Source organism: Candidatus Megaera polyxenophila (genome assembly GCF_029982035.1).
GTDB lineage: Bacteria > Pseudomonadota > Alphaproteobacteria > Rickettsiales > Rickettsiaceae > Megaera > Megaera polyxenophila.
In genome coordinates this window covers 1681768-1698715 of the sequence record NZ_CP104166.1, presented here as the reverse complement: position 1 = coordinate 1698715, position 16948 = coordinate 1681768, and the positions used below count along the sequence as shown (strand labels likewise).

Genomic DNA, 16948 nt, shown 5'->3' with positions numbered 1-16948 from the left:
TAAGAAAGATATTTATATGATGTTTATTTAGGGAAAATGAACAAAGGAATTAAGAGGGATAAAAGATTTTTACATAATAAAAAAGCCAATAACCTCTTTAACGCCTACTATTTACCTAAAATTAGAGTATGTAATAAAGAAACTATTGGCTTCACAGTTTTAGTATAAGCTTTTTTTAGAAACTGCTATCACCTACGATTTCTACGCCACTCAGGAATTTATCGAGAGCTTCATCCCCAAAACTATGTAATTTTTCAATCAGCTCTTCATTAGTTGATTCCCACCTTTGTACGATATCTAGAGCAGGAAATGCTGCATCATCACTAATATCATCTGACCTCCTTAAAAAATCAATTATCTTATCTCTTTGTAATTTTTCAAATGATTCTTTTGATAGCTTTTCGGCCAGTTTAAGCTGTTCTAATTCTTCCTTACCTAACTTTTGCGCTGCTAGTTCTTCTTCCGCCTTTTTAGAAAGTTCTAAAGCTCTCCTGATTTGCTCTTGCTCTAACCTATCTCTTTCCTCCGCTTCCTTGGCTAATCTCTCGTGTTCCAACCGTTGCCTTAACTCCTCCGCCTCCCTGGCCTCTTTAGCTTGTTCTTCATCCCTTTGTATCCATTTATCTATTTGAACACCCATTGCTTTTCCAATTCCGCCATGTTTTTTAGCGCCACCTTCCCATTTTTTTACAATTTTCTTCATAATTTACTCTATGCTAAATTTAATTGTTAATGATTAGCGTAACATAATACCCCTACCCTAGCAACACCTACTAGTCATATTTTTTATTACACATAACTTTTAGTTGTTTAATAGCTCTTGGAGTAGAATCTAGTATTTCTACTGTTACTTCTTCAGTAAGAGCTATTACTTCACCCTTCTCTGGAACAGTTCCAATTGTAGCAAGCACGAGGCCTCCGATCGTATCGAATTCACCTTCTTCTTTCCTTAAAGTAACATCAAGTATTTTTTCTAATTCTTCTATTTCCATTCTAGCATTAACAATCATCAGCCCGGGTTTAATGATTTCTATATTTTCGGCCTCTAGGCCTTCATCATGTTCATCATTAATTCTACCTATTATTGCTTCGATAACGTCTTCAATTGTTACAATACCGTCCGTTCCTCCATACTCATCAACTACCACTGCAATATGCGTGCGGTGTATCTGCATCTGTTTTAAAAGGTCAATTAGAGTCATCGAATGAGGTGATACTATATGTTTCCTCATTAATTTTTTTAGATTATATTTCTTTGATTTAGCAATAACCTCAAATAAGTCTTTAATATGTAAAAACCCAATAACGTTATCTAGGTTCTCTTTATATACCAATGTTCTGGTATGGCCGTATTTAATAATTGTTTTACTTATATCCTCAAGTGAGGCCTCACAACTTACTGCAATTATATCCGATCTTGGTATCATTATGTCTTCAACAATTTTTTCAGCAAAACTCTCAAAGTTTTGGATAATAATGTTCGGTTGGATTAAGTTAGCCTCAACAGGTAAAGCCTTTGGCCTATTAAAGAGTTTATTAAAAAAATTGTTGATTTGATGTTTTAGGGAGTAAATTGTTTCGGGAGGCTCTTCTATGTCTGATTTTTCTGGCATAATTTATAGTTAATATTTGGTTTATTTATAAGTAAGGTGAAGGAATTGAGAGTTTTTTTAAAATTTTAACTTCTATATCTTGCATTATTTCAGCTTCTGTATCGTTCATATGATCATAACCAAGTAAGTGTATGGTTGAATGTACTAACAAATGCTTAAAATGATTCAAAAACGGAATGTTTTTTTTCTTTACTTCCTCAGAAATTGTTTCAAAAGCAAACGCTATGTCACCTAGATATATATAATCTAGGTCTGGTTTAAATTCAAGTATTTGGCTAAAATCTATATCTAAATCTGGAAAAGATAGAACGTTGGTAGCGCTATTTTCATTTCTAAATTCCTGGTTCAATTTTTTAATTCGTTTGTCGTTAGTAAGCAGTATTGATAATTCTATATTCTGGACTTTACTAAAGTTAGGATAATTTTTTAGGACTTCCTCTAAAATTTCTTCAAATAATTTGGGGTTTATTTCTTTATATGAATCCCACTCATCATTATCCTGGGCAATTTCTATAGTAAATTTCATAAAATAATGCTAAATTATGTTTTTATAAGAGCTATACATAATAAATGTAATTCTATAAAAAATAAATATAATTTAAGCACTAAAATTATTCCAGAGAAAGTGAAAAAATATTTTTAAAAAGCAATAGATTAATAAAAAATTTCGGTAGACATAAATTGGAAATTAAACAAATTCCATAAGGGAGAAAAATAGAATGGTTAAAATAGCACCCTCAATATTATCTGCTGATTTTGCTAATTTAGGGCAGGATATTGAGAAACTTGAGAAAGCTGGGGCAGATTTAATTCATATTGACGTGATGGACGGCTTGTTTGTTCCCAATCTAACTTTTGGCCCACCTGTCATCTCCCAAATCAGGAATTATACAAAACTTCCGTTTGATGTACATCTTATGATAAACTCTCCAGAAAATTCTATCTTCCAATATATAGAGGCCGGAGCTAATTATATTACTATTCACCCTGAATCTACTATCCATTTAGATAGAACAGTTGATTTAATCAAAAACACCGGAATTAAAGTAGGAATAGCCTTACTGCCAACAACAAATCCTGATATTTTAGAATATGTTTTAGAAAAAATTGATTTGGTTCTAATAATGACTGTTAATCCTGGTTTTGGGGGGCAGAAATTTATAGCAAATCAACTCCCTAAAATCCAAAAAGTCCATAATTTAGTAGGAAACAGAAATATTATGATCGCAGTAGACGGAGGTATTAATCAGGATACAGCAAGCTTATGCCGCCAGCAAGGTGCTAATTTGTTAATATCCGGCAGCTATATTTTCAACGGTGATTATAAAGAAAATATTGATAACCTAAGGGGATGAAGCCTTAAAACTTCATGTAACAACCGCCTTCGTTATGAAAAACGAAATCAACTTACTAATCCTCACGTACTACTAATACAGAAACAGATGAATGTCTAACAATTTTGGAGGCATTTGGACCAAGCATATAATCACGCAACTGCGGACGAACAGCGGATAAGATAATTAAATCAGCGTTGACTTTATTTGAGTAATTTATTACTTCATCATATATAGCTCCACGGCCAATATAGCATTTTACCATAATTTCTTCAGGAATATAGAGGCTTACTAAATCCTGTAGTTGTTTATTATATTTTGCTTTTTGATCATTTATCCAATTTTTTGGCAAATAATCTTCTACCAATTTCGTTCCAAAATCAGGGATTATGTGTACAAGGTGTAATTCAGAACCGAAGGCCTTAGCAAGATTAATAGCAGCAGGAAAAATGGCCTTTATGGACTGTTTATCTGATAAATCTATTGGAACAATTATATTTTTGTACATATTTGTGATATTCTATAAATTATTTATGCTCAAATCCGGGCAAAACAAATCCGGATGTAAAATGATCATTTTCTAAATCATACAACAAAGGGTAGGATAATTTGAACTGATCCATTCTCTTTTTTAAATACTGCGTTAAATTAGAAATAAGTTTTTTTGGTACTGAATTAGTTGTGATGAAAATAGCAGATACAGCAAATGTATTCTCGCTTTTGTTTATGCCTGGATATCCTTTTTCGTCAATTATATACTTTTTAAAAGCTTGGTTTTGTTCAACTAACATATCAATTTTATCCTTTTCTATACTAACAAAATCAGATTCACACGAGTGAGTAATATGATTTACTAAAGAATTAGGATGACCGGTCATTAAAATTATTGCATCCACCTTTCCGCTGCAAAATTGGTTTGCATACTCTTCATGAGGTATCTCTATATCTTCTGGTTGCTTTTTAAATTTATAATGAGAAGCAAGAATATTATACGCTATAGTGCTATCTGAATTTTTAGGCCCATTTGATATTTTCTTTCCATCTAAATCTCCAAAAACAAAAATTTTATCTTTATCCTTAGCGATTATAGTAAATGCTTCATCATGAAGCCTAAGCAGCTGAATCATATTGGAAAATGGTGCTGCATTATTAAAATACCCCTTCCCTTCATAAGCATCTACCGCAAGTTCTGCTTGCGTAAAAGCAAAATCCACTTCTCCTTTTCGCAAAAGGTCTATATTCTCTAAACTACCGGTCGTTGGTACTACTTCACAACGTATACCATTATTAGATTCAGTTATATATCTGCATAACCTCAGACCGATAAAATAATACCCCTCCAGGACACTACCAGCAGCGATCTTAACTGTTTTTTTATAGTCCCTTTGGTGGTGAAAACCTCCATCTTCCAGATGGAAAAGCTTTAGCTTGTCTAATGCGCCATGATGCGGTAGCATCATAAGTCTATGACTTACTATAACAAAAGATCACATTCAGTTTTTTATCATCGTTATCATATAGTATGGATAACGAAATATCGCTATAAGGTACTTACTTACGACATAAAAAAACGTGTTCGGGAACTAGTGTTACAGGTAGCTGAGGAAATGAGTATAAAGATAGAAAATGGCGTTGTATCAAGCGACCATGTCCATATATTTGCAAATATTCCTCCGCATATTAAAATTAGTGAATTTGTTCAGAAAGCTAAGGGAAGATCATCTAAAAGAATACAGGAAGAATTTCCGATACTAAAAAAGAAATACTGGGGTAGACATTTATGGGGCAGAGGATACTTCAGTTCAACTAGCGGTAATGTTACAGATGATATGATTAACGAATATATCAACAAACACACTGACGCTCATGAGACCGACTTTACTTCAAATATTAGGCTAGAATGAGCTTTAGCTTGATAAGCGACTTCTAGTCGCAAAGATCAAACTTTCATCTCTCAGATGAAAGTGGTTGATTTTCAATACCTTCTGCAAACGTAGCATTAACAGGAAATATAACAGTAAAAACAGAACAAACAAACCAGTACCCAAGAAGTTTAAATTTTGGCATGATAATTACTTACAATCAGAATTATATAACTCTCTATTTAAGTTACCTTCACTATTGTCTATTATCAAGGTAATTGTTGCATCCCCAGTAATGTTTATAGCGGTGCGTAATAAATCAAGCACCCTATCTATACCGGCTATTATTGCTACTCCTTCAATCGGCATATTTACTGCAGCTAAAATCATAGGCAACATTACAAGAGATCCTCCTGGTATTCCAGCCCCTCCCATAGAACCAAGGGTAGCTGTTAATATTATTACCATATAATCACTAGTAGTAAGATCTATGCCCATCATCTGAGCAAAAAAAACAGTAGTTAAGGCTAAGTTAATTGCCATACCGTCCATATTAATTGATGCTCCAAGCGGCAGGACAAAAGAGGTGCTAGATTCCGATACCCCTAACTTTTGGCGGCAAACTTGCATAGTAGTAGCTAGACTTGCTTTACTGCTACCGGTAGAGATAGCAATTGATTGGTATTCAAAACTTTTTTTATAAAAAGGTATTGGTGACATTTTACAAAATATCATTATAAACAAACCAAAAATTAAATATTGCAATGCCATAGCAATAGTTATTGCAAGAACTAACTTAGATAAGCTAAGCATAATAGCAAGTCCTTGAGTTCCCACTACCCATGCTGTTAAAGCAAAAGCACCGTAAGGAGATAACTCAACCACCTTGGAAATCATTTTTAAAACCATTTTGGCTACAGAATTAATAAAACTTTTTAAAGGATCTGCTGAAGACCCCATGCTATTTAGAATAATTCCGGTAAAAATTGCAAAGAACACAACTTGAAGGGTTTTACCTTCTGCAAATGATCCAACTATATTGTTAGGGACAATATTTATTAAAAATTCGGTTAAATCAAATCCGCCTTGTTTAAAATTTCTTTCTTGAGGGAATCCAAAATCTATCACTACTCCGACCCCTGGTTTTAAAACAAAAGCTACCATAAGGCCAAATATAACAGCAAAAAATGTAGTGCCAAGAAAAGCTAGAACTGATTTCATTCCTACCCTACCAAGTGAGCTTGGGTCATTCATGCTAGTAATACCCGAAACTAGACTGAAAAAAATTAATGGTAAAATTATCATCTGAATTAAGCGTAAAAATACTGTACCTATAGGTTTAACAGTTTCCGAATATTGAGGTAAGTATACTCCGAAAACTATTCCTAAAATTAATCCCAATGTAACTTTATGCCAAAGTTTCATACTTACAGCCTCATCTATGTATTATTTTAAAATTACAATTTTTGCAGCCCAATCACCGGATATCTAGGGGACAAGTTCGATTAACTAAATTATAATTATAATTTAGTTTTATGTAAGTGCTTGTCTTACCCAATTCAAATACTGGGGCAAGCCAGATGTAATATCCAGCTTAATTATTTCCGGTAAACTATAATTATGGTGCTTTATTATAGCTTTTTCTATATCGCTATAATTAGTAGATAAAGTCTTTATCATTAAGCGAAATTCTTTTGACTGGCATAGCTTTTCTTCCCAGTAAAAAGAACTTAAAACCTCCTCCAATTGCACACAGGCAGCAAGCTTGTTCTCAATTAAGTAAGACGTAATCTCATTAGCATTTTCTAAGTTATCGGTAGTAGTGATAATAACGCAAAATTCCGTGCTATTCATTTTACTTCTACATAACAATTTGGAGTTTCATAAAGTTTAATTCTCAATATCCGAAATGAACTTTTTGCAAATAATAGAGGTATAACATCTTGCCATAGATGTAAAGCAATATTTTCGGCAGTAGGATTTGAATTAATATAATATACAGATTGTCCAGTACATTTTGATATGTGCTCACCTAGTTTATGGTCGTTTTTATGTAAAATTATGTTATGATCAAAATTAGTATTAATCCAGGTTTTCATAATTTTTTTTAAAACGACAAAATCAGCGACCATACCGAGTTCATCAAGTTCTAAAGCTGTTGCCGTGATTTCTAAACTATACCGATGTCCATGTAGATATTGGCATTTATTCTTATGACCAATAACTCTATGGCCAGCATCAAAATCTATTTTTCTGCTACACTCTATCACAAATCAATTTCCCATGAAAGCAAGTAAGGAATTATATTTAATTATTGCATCATCTAACAACTTAGTTTCCAGGCTATTTTTCTCAGACTGTTCTAGTTCTGTCTGGAAGTTTGCAATTCTATTTAAAATATCACTTTTGTTTTGACCAGCGAGGTCCACTACAAATTCAGAAACTATATTTACTTCTATAGGTGTAATTTGGGCTATTCCCTCATAGATAAAAAACTTTTTTTCTTGCTCCCCTAAAAATACACTTACGCAACCTATTGCGATTTTAGATATTAATTTGACATGCCCGGGAAGCACACCAAAAACACCATCCGTACCAGGAACATTAATCATTTTTGCTTGTGCTTCAAATATAGTTTCTGACGGCATAGTAATTTTTACTAATATAGTATTATTCATAGAGCATTTTAAATCAAAAAATATTAAATTAATGCTAATAGTTCCCAAGAATCCTCAGATTTACAAGAACATTACCAAATAAAATTACTGTACTTACTTGCCACTAATAAATCTAGGCCTCTTTCATCTTTTCAGCCTTTTCTATTGCCTCTTCAATAGTACCTACCATATAAAAAGCAGCTTCCGGCAAATGATCGTACTTTCCTTCTACAAGCCCCTTAAAACCAGCAATTGTATCACTAAGATTAACAAATTTGCCTTTTATACCGGTAAAAACTTCTGCTACATGAAAAGGTTGCGATAAAAATCGTTGAATTTTTCTAGCCCTAGTAACAATTAACTTATCCTCTTCCGAGAGTTCATCCATACCAAGAATAGCTATAATATCCTGAAGAGATTTATAAGTCTGTAAAATCTTCTGCACTTCTCTTGCTATACTATAATGTTCTTCTCCAACAATATCTGGATCTAGAATTTGTGAATTACTATCAAGCGGGTCAACAGCTGGATATATTCCAAGCTCTGCTATCTGGCGGCTAAGTACTGTAGTTGCATCTAAGTGCGTAAAAGACGTAGCAGGAGCCGGATCAGTTAAATCATCTGCCGGAACATAAATTGCTTGTACGGAAGTAATCGATCCACGTTTAGTTGAAGTAATCCTTTCCTGTAAAGCCCCCATGTCTGTTGCCAAAGTGGGTTGATAACCAACAGCAGAAGGTATACGACCGAGGGTAGCTGATACTTCAGAACCAGCTTGAGTAAAACGAAATATATTATCTATAAAGAACAACACATCCTGCCCGCCGTCGAGGTCTCGAAAATATTCGGCAATAGTTAAGCCTGTTAAAGCAACACGGGCTCGTGCTCCAGGAGGTTCATTCATTTGTCCGTACACAAGAGCAACTTTTGATTTTTCCAAATCATCCTTATTAATAACACCAGAATCTATCATTTCATGATAGAGGTCATTTCCCTCACGAGTTCGCTCGCCAACGCCAGCAAAAGCTGTGTAACCACCATGAGCTTTGGCCACGTTGTTAATTAATTCCATTATAATAACTGTTTTCCCAACACCTGCTCCGCCAAAAAGCCCTATTTTGCCTCCCTTTGCATAGGGAGCTAGGAGATCCACTACTTTTATACCGGTTACCAAGATGCTTCTTTCGGTTGATTGATCTTCAAATCTTGGGGCATCTTTATATATAGAAGAAAATTCTTCGCTTTTAATCTTCCCCATTTCGTCCACCGGTTCACCGATGACATTCATGATCCTTCCTAATGTGCCCTTACCTACTGGAACTTGTATCGGTTTACCGGTGTCTCTAACAAGTGTCCCCCTAACTAACCCGTCAGTTGAATCCATTGCAATACATCGAACTGAACTATCGCCAATATGCTGAGCTACCTCTAGAACTAGCCTTGACCCGTTATTTTCGCACTCAAGTGCATTTAAAATATTTGGCAGTCTTGTTCCATCATCGAATCTAACATCCACTACGGCTGAAATAATCTGTGTTATCCTTCCTTGTTTCTCAGTTACTTCTTTCATTTTTAACTCCTTATTTTCTAAGTCGATTTTTACTTTTGACACTATTACTCATAATCCTATAGAGCCTCGGCACCGGAAATAATTTCTGTAAGCTCTGTGGTAATAATTGCCTGCCTTGACCTATTTAACTGCAAAGTAAGTTTATCTATAAGTTCCCCGGCATTTCTAGTTGCACTATCCATTGCGGTCATCCTGGCAGCTTCTTCACTTGCTTTATTTTGAAGAAATCCGTGCTTTATCATACCAACTACATATAAATCTACTAAACCGCTTACAAGGTTAGAGCCTTCATATTCAAAAGGAGAATCAGGCAATTTAGTGCTTTCTACCGGCCTGTTTATACCTAGTGGTTCAACAGGAAAAATACTGAGTTTAGTCATTACCTGCATAAGAGCATTTTTAAATTCATTATAATATAAAGAGCAACTACCAATTTTATCCTGCTCGGTCAAGCTAAGGATTTTATTTTTAATTCCCAGTGCAACAGGAAGGTATTTCTCTTTTGTTATATGATAATATTCCTCTATAAGGTTAGAATATTCGCCTTTTAAAGCATCATATCCTTTTTTACCGGCAACAATTAATTTTACTTGGACATTTTGCTCTTGGTATTTAGTAATATCCCGTTTTACCGCTCTTATTATCTGGGAATTAAAACTACCGCATAATCCCCTTTCAGACGTCATAACCACACACAAGTGCGGTTTGCCTTTTATATCTTCATTAAAAAACTTTTGTTCAAACGGGCTTAAATTCATAAAGTTAATATTTAATTTAACGTCATTCATGATATTGGTAAGAATAGACGAATAATCATCTAAAGCTTCAGCCCGATCTTTAATTCTTCGCAGCTTAGCAGCCGATACAAGCTGCATTGCCTTGGTGATTTTCTGAGTGGATTTTATACTCTTAACTCTATTTCTAAGATGTTTTAAACCAGACATAATAAATAATATTAATTACTCTCTAAAAATTCTCTTAAAAAATTCTCGAGATAAAGTTTAAGCTTCTCTTCAGTTTCTTTACTTAAGTCTTTTTCTTGCCTAATTACCCTTAATATTCCCTCTTCTTTTAAATGGATATCGGCTATCAATTCCTGTTCGAATTTTTTTACATCAGAAGGCGTTACCTTTTCAAGATATCCTCGTACCCCAGCATAGAGGCTTATTACCTGTTCTTCCATCACAAAAGGCGAATATTGCAATTGTTTAAGAATTTCTGTAAGCTTCAAGCCATGCTGTATCAATTTCTGGGTTGCAGCATCCAGATCAGAACCGAATTGGGCAAAAGACTCCATTTCACGGAACTGGGCAAGCTCTAATTTCAGAGAACCCGCAACTTTTTTCATAGCTTTAGTTTGGGCAGCCGAACCTACCCTACTTACTGAAATACCCACATTTACAGCCGGTCTAATACCTTTGTGAAACAGCTCGCTTTCCAAGAATATCTGCCCGTCGGTAATAGAAATCACATTCGTCGGAATATAGGCTGATACATCACCGGCTTGGGTTTCAATTATAGGTAAAGCAGTTAAAGAACCTCCACCGTTTTTATCAGAGAGTTTTGCTGCTCTTTCTAATAACCTTGAATGTAAATAAAATACATCACCAGGATACGCTTCCCTCCCAGGAGGCCTTCTAAGAAGTAATGAAATCTGGCGGTAAGCGATAGCGTGCTTGGTCAAATCATCATATACCACAAGCGCGTGCATCCCATTATCCCTAAAATATTCACCAATCGTACAACCAGTATACGGAGCTAAAAACTGTAGGGGCGCAGGATCAGAAGCTGTTGCAGCTACTACCACCGTGTAAGACATAGCCCCAGCTTCCTCTAGTCTCCTTACTATTTGGGCAACAGTTGACCTTTTTTGACCAATTGCCACATAAATACAGAAAATTTTATCCTTAGTATTATCTTCTAAATGAGCATTTTTTTGGTTTATTATAGTATCTATTGCAATTGCTGTCTTACCTGTCTGACGATCGCCGATAATCAATTCTCTCTGACCTCTACCGATAGGAATTAGAGCGTCAATTGCTTTAATTCCTGTCTGGACTGGTTCATGTACACTTTTTCTTACAACAATACCAGGAGCTTTAGTTTCTACCCTTTTATATTCTGTAGCATTAATAGGCCCTTTCCCGTCAATTGGATTGCCAAGCGCATCAACAACTCTACCAAGCATAGCAGGACCAACAGGAGTACTTAAAATATCACCTGTTCTTTTTACCATGTCGCCTTGCATCACCGCTCTATCATCACCCATGATTACGACACCTACTGTATCAGTCTCAAGATTAAGAACCATACCCTTTACGCCAGAAGAAAATTCTACCATTTCACCTGCTTGAACATTATCTATCCCGTAAATTTTGGCAATACCGTCACCTACTGCTACTACATAGCCAACTTCATTTAGTGTAGAAAGTTGGTCCATGTCCCCTATCTCTCTTTTTAAAATTTCAGAAACCTCAGACGGATTTAGCTTCATTTCTTAAAACTCCCTAAATACATTTATAATAAATTTACTCCCTAAAACTATTATTCATAGTTTTGCAAGTTTTGCTAACCTCGCAGCTCTATCTACTGCTCCGGCAATAGAATAATCATAAAGTAAGCTGTCATGTTTTATAATTACTCCGCCAATTAATGATTCGTTATTGATGAGATTAAACTCAATTGTTTTATTTAATTTATTTTCTAAATATTCCCTAATCATATTTACTAGCTTCTTATTAGGGTTAGCAGCAAATTCTAGGGTCACAAGCTTTACCCCTCTACTTTCATTTAAAAGCTTGCTATATTCATTTACCACAGATTCTAATATTTCAAAACGAGAATTTTTAACAACAACCCTAAAAAACCGGTTTACTATTTCTGCCAATTTAAATTTTTTTACAAGGTTCTCTATTAATTCTAGCTTATCACTTTTAGAAACCACCGGCGAATATAAAGCAAAGCTTAACTTATCTGAGTTTAACAAAACCTCATTGAACAAAGATATTTGCTCAAGAACTTTCTGACGTTCTGCATCTGATTTAACATTATCAAACAAGCAAGAAGCGTAGTTTCTGGCAATTTTTAAATCAATCATCTGTACATAAAAATTTAAGTTCCAAGAGTTAAGAGCTTCTAATAGGTTTTTAAGATAACAGCAAAAAAATATTTAGTCATCTAATTTTCTAAAATAAAAAAGCAATAAGTTAGCAACTTGGTCAAAAATATTATATTTCAAACATATTTTTATATGACTCTTTCATTAGCACAAAAACCACGCCGATAATTAGTAAAACTATTACCATGAAATATATATAAATCATGGAAAAATTTTCAGTATATTTCCATAACAGCATACAGAAAAATGGTATAGTTGAAGATAAAATCAAACTCCCTAATGAATGTCCGAGGCTACACATTCTAACCCTTATATTTACTGGAAATATTGATTGCAATTTAATTTGTATCGGTATCATGTAAATTGGAACAAAAAATACCACAAGCATATGAAGCGAAAAGAAGTATAGCTTATCAATACTTAAAATTTGCATTACAAAAAGCAGACTTAAGGTTAGTAGCAGCGATATAAATATCTGTTTATATATAGAAATCCTATCAGCTAAAACACCAGAAATTAAACATGAAATAGCATACACAATAATTAGAATTATATTATTTTCTGCAGCTTCATGGATAGAAGTACCCCCAATAACTTTAGCAACGAAAGTACTTAAAAAAATCACTAAAAAATTATAGCTTGCTCCAATACCTCCATTAAGTATCATGGTTAAAAAAAACTTTAACCTGTTTTGGGATATTATTTTTGCTATATTAGTACCTTCCTTTCCCTTATCTTCTGTTTTATTTCTTATATAGTGGCTGCTCTCATGCAAAAATTTTCTTAATAAAAATACACTTATACCAAGTATTCCGCCAACGGCAAAATTAATACGCCAGAGCCAAGTAATTTCAGAAACACTTAAGGTAAAATGGTACATACAGGCGGCTATTAAAGCACCCAATTGTGCTGAAAAAGAAACTAAACCACTTGCTAAATGACGAGATTTTTTGCCGATTTTTTCAGCTATATAAATTTTTATTGCATCAGTTTCTCCTGCTAAGCTCATGATAAACAGCATTCTACATACAGTTAAAACAACAGTTGCCCATAAACCTATCGTCTCATAACCTGGTAATAGGGAAATAACTAAAGCAGAGAGAGCCGATATTATTGTAGTAATTTTAACTGATACAACCCTACCTATTGTATCACTGATACGACCGAAAATAACTGACCCGATAGGCCTTGCAGCTACCGAAATACTAAATATCATAAAAAAATTCAGTAATTTATCACTATTTGAGCCATCCGGCATAAAGTGACTAGAAATTACTGAAGCCGATAACCCAAACAAAGCATAATCATAATAGCGAATAGCAGTTGCAAAAAATGCTATTAAATATGAGGTTTTTTCTGAAACACGCAAAATATTGTTAGGGATGATTTATTGCTTAAAATTTTTCAGCTGCTATTATAGCGATTAAATATGAATAATAAAACTGTTTTTCTTGTATGATAGGCAAACTTAAAGGTATAGTTGATTCATGTTATCATGATCATGTTATAATTGATGTTGGCGGTGTCGGTTACCTGGTTTTTTGCTCAAGCAGAACCCTGGCAAATCTAACCCCAGGCGACTCCGTTATGTTATTAATCGAAACTCATGTAAGAGAGGATCATATACACCTATACGGTTTTTATAGCAGCGAAGAAAAAAGCACTTTCACATTACTCCAATCGGTGAAAGGAGTCGGTACTAGGATGTCTCTTGCCATCTTATCAACCTTAAGCCCTGATGAAATCAGTTATGCGCTAGCAATAAAAGATACGACCGCTTTTAGCCGGGTTTCAGGAGTTGGCAAAAAGCTGGCAGAAAGGATAATTACTGAATTAAAAGATAAATATTCCTCAAATTATATTTCTGAAATTCCTATTACTAGTTCTGCCGGCAAGGACCCCAGAATTAATAACATTGCTATTGATTCTATATCAGCTTTAGTAGCTCTCGGAGTAAATAAAGCAGAAGCTCAAAACAGGATAAATACCCTCCTTGCCCAGGATAAAAATATTTCCTTAAACGAGTTGATCAAATTAGCGCTAAAAAACTGAATATCAGGTTAATTTATGAACAAACAAATACTGCAAAGAGAGAAATTAGAAACAGATAATGAAATTAACCTCAGACCAAACTTACTTGAAGATTTTATCGGCCAGGAACAGATTAAAGCAAATCTCGGTATTTTTATTCAAGCAGCAAGAAACCGTAGTGAATCATTAGATCACACGCTTTTTTATGGCCCACCTGGGCTTGGGAAAACCTCGCTAGCACAAATAGTTTCAAAAGAGATGGGTGTTAATTTTAAAGCAACTAGTGGCCCTACTCTGTCAAAAGCAGCAGATCTTGCCGGCATCTTGACTAACTTACAGGAAAACGATGTGTTATTCATCGATGAAATTCACCGGCTAAATACTAGTATTGAAGAGATATTATATCCGGCTATGGAAGATTTCTCCCTTGATATAATAATAGGGGAAGGACCAGCAGCACGGTCACTTAGAATAGACCTGCCAAAATTTACTTTAATAGGCGCAACTACTAGACTTGGCCTGCTTAGTAACCCACTCCGTGATAGATTTGGTATTCCCTTGCGCCTTAATTTTTATAATTCTGAAGAATTGCAAAGTGTTTTAGTCCGAGCTGCAAAATTACTGAATACTAAAATTACGGATGACGGAGCAAAAGAAATAGCCCTCCGCTCTCGTGGGACGCCAAGGATTGCCCTAAGACTTCTTAAAAGAGTACGTGACTTTGCATCAGTGGATAATCACCTGGAAATTAATCAGAAAATAGCGGATGTCGCTTTAAATAAGCTAGAGGTAGATAAAGCAGGATTAGACAGTAACGATTATCGTTATTTGAGGTTTATTATCGACAATTATAACGGCGGACCGGTAGGTGTTGAAACAATAGCTGCGGCTCTTTCGGAACAGCGAGATAGCATAGAAGAAGCAATAGAACCTTATTTAATCCAAATAGGACATCTGCAAAGGACATCAAGAGGTAGAATGGTAACTGCTAATGCTTTTGAACATCTAGGCTTACCGAAACCAAAAAATCAGATATATAATCAGGACACCCTATTTGAAGAAGAAATTTAATACAAGCCACCAAGATATATAAACTTTTTGTTTAGACTTACTCTAGTTAACTATATTGATTTTTTCTTTGGAATAGTAATATTTGTGCATAATAACTAGTACAAGCCAGTTAACTAACATTGCTGGTATTACACCATCAATTATGGTTATGTCTAACAACATCCATAAACTATTTACTAGAAAACCGCCAGCCATCCCCGCTAGCACAGCTTTTTCGTAAGGAGTTCTATACCCTAATACAGCCATAATAAAAGGTACAGTAACGATGCACATATAAAAAGAAGCTGTTAATACTGCTAGTCTAAATATTCCTATATCTTTTAGAGATAATAAAATACCTGATATACCTAATAAAAAAGAGACTATACGGGCAGTTAATAATTCATTCTTTAATTTAGTAAATACATTTATAAAATCATGAGTTATTAAAACTGATGATGAATTTATATAACTATCTATTGTAGACATTACCATTGCTACAATACCTATAAGTAATAACCCTTTGTAAATCGGCGGTGTTATATCAAATAACGAATGTATTATATTAGTGTCCCCAGTAAAATTTTCTCGAAACATTAAAAGTACACTTAACCACCCTACTACAAGGATTAGGACAAAAACTATAAATGATAATATATAAAAAGAATCTTGAGCCTGCTTGAGGTTTTTACTCATAGCTATTCTTTGAAAAATAGCAGGATTAAAAGCAGGTATGACCATATATATACTAAGGGAAATAAGCTTCCATATTTTATCGTTACTGAAAGTAAAAATATCAGAGAAGTTAAAATTAGGATGTTGGGCCAGGGAGAAAACAATTGTAATACCATCTACGCCAAAAAAGAAATAATAAACAATAACTGGCAAAATAGTTGCAAAAGTAAAAAATTGGATTACATCTGTAAAGGTGACTGATTTTATCCCACCTAAAGTTGAATATAATGTAATAATCAAGCCGGACAAGATAAGCCACCTATCGGTGGCAGCTTAAAAGAAGATACTCTTGACCGATAAATATTTATGGAGGATTATAATACTGGTATTTGATTTGTTTTAACTTGAGTTATAAAGACTGAATGTTAGACATACATAAGATAATATATAATTGAGTTATGAGTAACTTGCACTCTGAGCAGCATTTGGTCAATGAATTAGCGGTAAAAACTCTTAAGGCCATTTCTAAAGAGCAAGCAATTCCTTACAGCAGGATCAAAAAGATTTTTTCCGAAGGAGATAAGGAAATAGCCAAGGCTTTCTGGATAATGTTGCGAAAAATATCTCCCAATCATAAGTATAATTCTGTTTACTATTGCCCTGATTGTAAAGAATTTGATTTAGAACGCAAAGGAAGAAAGATTCCTTGGTAAGAAAACATTAACTATAAGTAATTTATGGAAATAGTCGGTAAAGGAATATCTATAAAACATATTTTTCTAGACCGTGGTAATTGGTCTCGATTTCGCTAAAAAATACGGCAAGCTAAGATACGGCATTATTTTCAACGTCACTAAAGTTATATCGTGTGGAACGAAATATTTAGGATTTAAACGTTATAGCTGCCGTGATTGTAACCGCAATAAATCGGTAGCATTCAGCTGTAAAGGTAGGTTTTGTTCTCGTTGTGGTAAGAAACAAACGGATCAATGGGTGAGTAAGGCTAGCAATGTTCTACCAAAAACACGATGGCAGCAC

General features: G+C 34.3%; 20 protein-coding genes. 5 read left to right on the top strand and 15 right to left on the bottom strand.

The genetic code is table 11. The annotated features are described in order from the left end of the window. Positions 1-175 precede the first annotated feature (175 nt). From N3Z16_RS08915 to ybeY, 3 genes are all read right to left on the bottom strand, one after another. Entirely contained in the window at positions 176-703 is a 528-nt protein-coding gene (locus N3Z16_RS08915; protein WP_282486216.1) for a hypothetical protein, read from the bottom strand. A gap of 70 nt (positions 704-773) precedes the next feature. Further along, on the bottom strand, positions 774-1613 hold the full coding sequence (locus N3Z16_RS08910) for a hemolysin family protein (RefSeq protein WP_282486215.1): 840 nt from the start codon (positions 1611-1613) through the stop codon (positions 774-776). Positions 1614-1638: 25 nt separating this feature from the next. Further along, positions 1639-2139, bottom strand: a complete 501-nt coding sequence (gene ybeY, locus N3Z16_RS08905; protein WP_282486214.1) for an rRNA maturation RNase YbeY — start codon at positions 2137-2139, stop codon at positions 1639-1641. Positions 2140-2332: 193 nt separating this feature from the next. On the opposite strand from ybeY, the gene rpe reads away from it, so the two are divergent. Next, the gene (rpe, locus tag N3Z16_RS08900; protein WP_223938949.1) at positions 2333-2968 is read left to right on the top strand and encodes a ribulose-phosphate 3-epimerase; all 636 of its coding nucleotides are present in this window, start codon (positions 2333-2335) and stop codon (positions 2966-2968) included. A 55-nt stretch (positions 2969-3023) separates the two neighbouring features. Here the strand turns inward: rpe and N3Z16_RS08895 are convergent, their stop codons facing one another. Together N3Z16_RS08895 and N3Z16_RS08890 are read right to left on the bottom strand one after the other, a co-directional pair. Further along, on the bottom strand, positions 3024-3455 hold the full coding sequence (locus N3Z16_RS08895; protein ID WP_223938950.1) for a universal stress protein: 432 nt from the start codon (positions 3453-3455) through the stop codon (positions 3024-3026). 19 nt (positions 3456-3474) lie between these two features. Then, positions 3475-4407: a TAXI family TRAP transporter solute-binding subunit gene (locus N3Z16_RS08890; RefSeq protein WP_282486212.1), complete on the bottom strand. Its 933-nt coding sequence runs from the start codon at positions 4405-4407 to the stop codon at positions 3475-3477. A gap of 6 nt (positions 4408-4413) precedes the next feature. Here N3Z16_RS08890 and tnpA point away from each other — a divergent pair, with 6 nt between their 5' ends. Continuing rightward, the gene (gene tnpA / locus N3Z16_RS08885; protein WP_282485546.1) at positions 4414-4851 is read left to right on the top strand and encodes an IS200/IS605 family transposase; all 438 of its coding nucleotides are present in this window, start codon (positions 4414-4416) and stop codon (positions 4849-4851) included. 168 nt (positions 4852-5019) lie between these two features. Here tnpA and N3Z16_RS08880 read toward each other — a convergent pair whose 3' ends face one another. The 9 genes from N3Z16_RS08880 to N3Z16_RS08840 all read right to left on the bottom strand — a co-directional run bounded on the left by N3Z16_RS08880 (position 5020) and on the right by N3Z16_RS08840 (position 13523). Continuing rightward, entirely contained in the window at positions 5020-6234 is a 1215-nt protein-coding gene (locus tag N3Z16_RS08880) for a dicarboxylate/amino acid:cation symporter (protein ID WP_282486211.1), read from the bottom strand. A gap of 108 nt (positions 6235-6342) precedes the next feature. After that, the gene (gene cutA, locus N3Z16_RS08875; protein ID WP_282486210.1) at positions 6343-6663 is read right to left on the bottom strand and encodes a divalent-cation tolerance protein CutA; all 321 of its coding nucleotides are present in this window, start codon (positions 6661-6663) and stop codon (positions 6343-6345) included. Then, positions 6660-7079, bottom strand: coding sequence for a 6-pyruvoyl trahydropterin synthase family protein (locus tag N3Z16_RS08870; protein WP_282486209.1), 420 nt, complete (start codon positions 7077-7079; stop codon positions 6660-6662). The genes cutA and N3Z16_RS08870 overlap by 4 nt, the downstream gene beginning before the upstream one ends. 3 nt (positions 7080-7082) lie before the next feature. Continuing rightward, entirely contained in the window at positions 7083-7487 is a 405-nt protein-coding gene (atpC, locus tag N3Z16_RS08865) for an ATP synthase F1 subunit epsilon (RefSeq protein WP_223938954.1), read from the bottom strand. Positions 7488-7599: 112 nt separating this feature from the next. After that, positions 7600-9036 carry a F0F1 ATP synthase subunit beta gene (gene atpD / locus N3Z16_RS08860; RefSeq protein ID WP_282486988.1) on the bottom strand — a complete coding sequence of 479 codons (1437 nt, stop codon included), beginning with the start codon at positions 9034-9036 and terminating at the stop codon, positions 7600-7602. Between the two features lie 56 nt (positions 9037-9092). Next, on the bottom strand, positions 9093-9980 hold the full coding sequence (gene atpG / locus N3Z16_RS08855; protein WP_282486207.1) for an ATP synthase F1 subunit gamma: 888 nt from the start codon (positions 9978-9980) through the stop codon (positions 9093-9095). Between the two features lie 11 nt (positions 9981-9991). Further along, entirely contained in the window at positions 9992-11530 is a 1539-nt protein-coding gene (gene atpA, locus N3Z16_RS08850) for a F0F1 ATP synthase subunit alpha (RefSeq protein WP_282486206.1), read from the bottom strand. 54 nt (positions 11531-11584) lie between these two features. Next, positions 11585-12133, bottom strand: coding sequence for an ATP synthase F1 subunit delta (atpH, locus tag N3Z16_RS08845; RefSeq protein WP_223938957.1), 549 nt, complete (start codon positions 12131-12133; stop codon positions 11585-11587). Positions 12134-12263: 130 nt separating this feature from the next. Beyond that, positions 12264-13523 carry an MFS transporter gene (locus N3Z16_RS08840; protein ID WP_282486204.1) on the bottom strand — a complete coding sequence of 420 codons (1260 nt, stop codon included), beginning with the start codon at positions 13521-13523 and terminating at the stop codon, positions 12264-12266. Positions 13524-13609: 86 nt separating this feature from the next. Here N3Z16_RS08840 and ruvA point away from each other — a divergent pair, with 86 nt between their 5' ends. Then, positions 13610-14206 (top strand): Holliday junction branch migration protein RuvA, encoded by a 597-nt coding sequence (gene ruvA / locus N3Z16_RS08835; protein ID WP_282486203.1) that lies wholly within the window; start codon positions 13610-13612, stop codon positions 14204-14206. Between the two features lie 15 nt (positions 14207-14221). Continuing rightward, positions 14222-15256 (top strand): Holliday junction branch migration DNA helicase RuvB, encoded by a 1035-nt coding sequence (gene ruvB, locus N3Z16_RS08830; protein ID WP_223938960.1) that lies wholly within the window; start codon positions 14222-14224, stop codon positions 15254-15256. 42 nt (positions 15257-15298) lie between these two features. Here the strand turns inward: ruvB and N3Z16_RS08825 are convergent, their stop codons facing one another. Beyond that, positions 15299-16219, bottom strand: coding sequence for a sodium:solute symporter family protein (locus N3Z16_RS08825; RefSeq protein WP_282486202.1), 921 nt, complete (start codon positions 16217-16219; stop codon positions 15299-15301). 149 nt (positions 16220-16368) lie between these two features. Here N3Z16_RS08825 and N3Z16_RS08820 point away from each other — a divergent pair, with 149 nt between their 5' ends. Next, the gene (locus N3Z16_RS08820; protein WP_282485543.1) at positions 16369-16623 is read left to right on the top strand and encodes a hypothetical protein; all 255 of its coding nucleotides are present in this window, start codon (positions 16369-16371) and stop codon (positions 16621-16623) included. Positions 16624-16948: the final 325 nt, after the last annotated feature.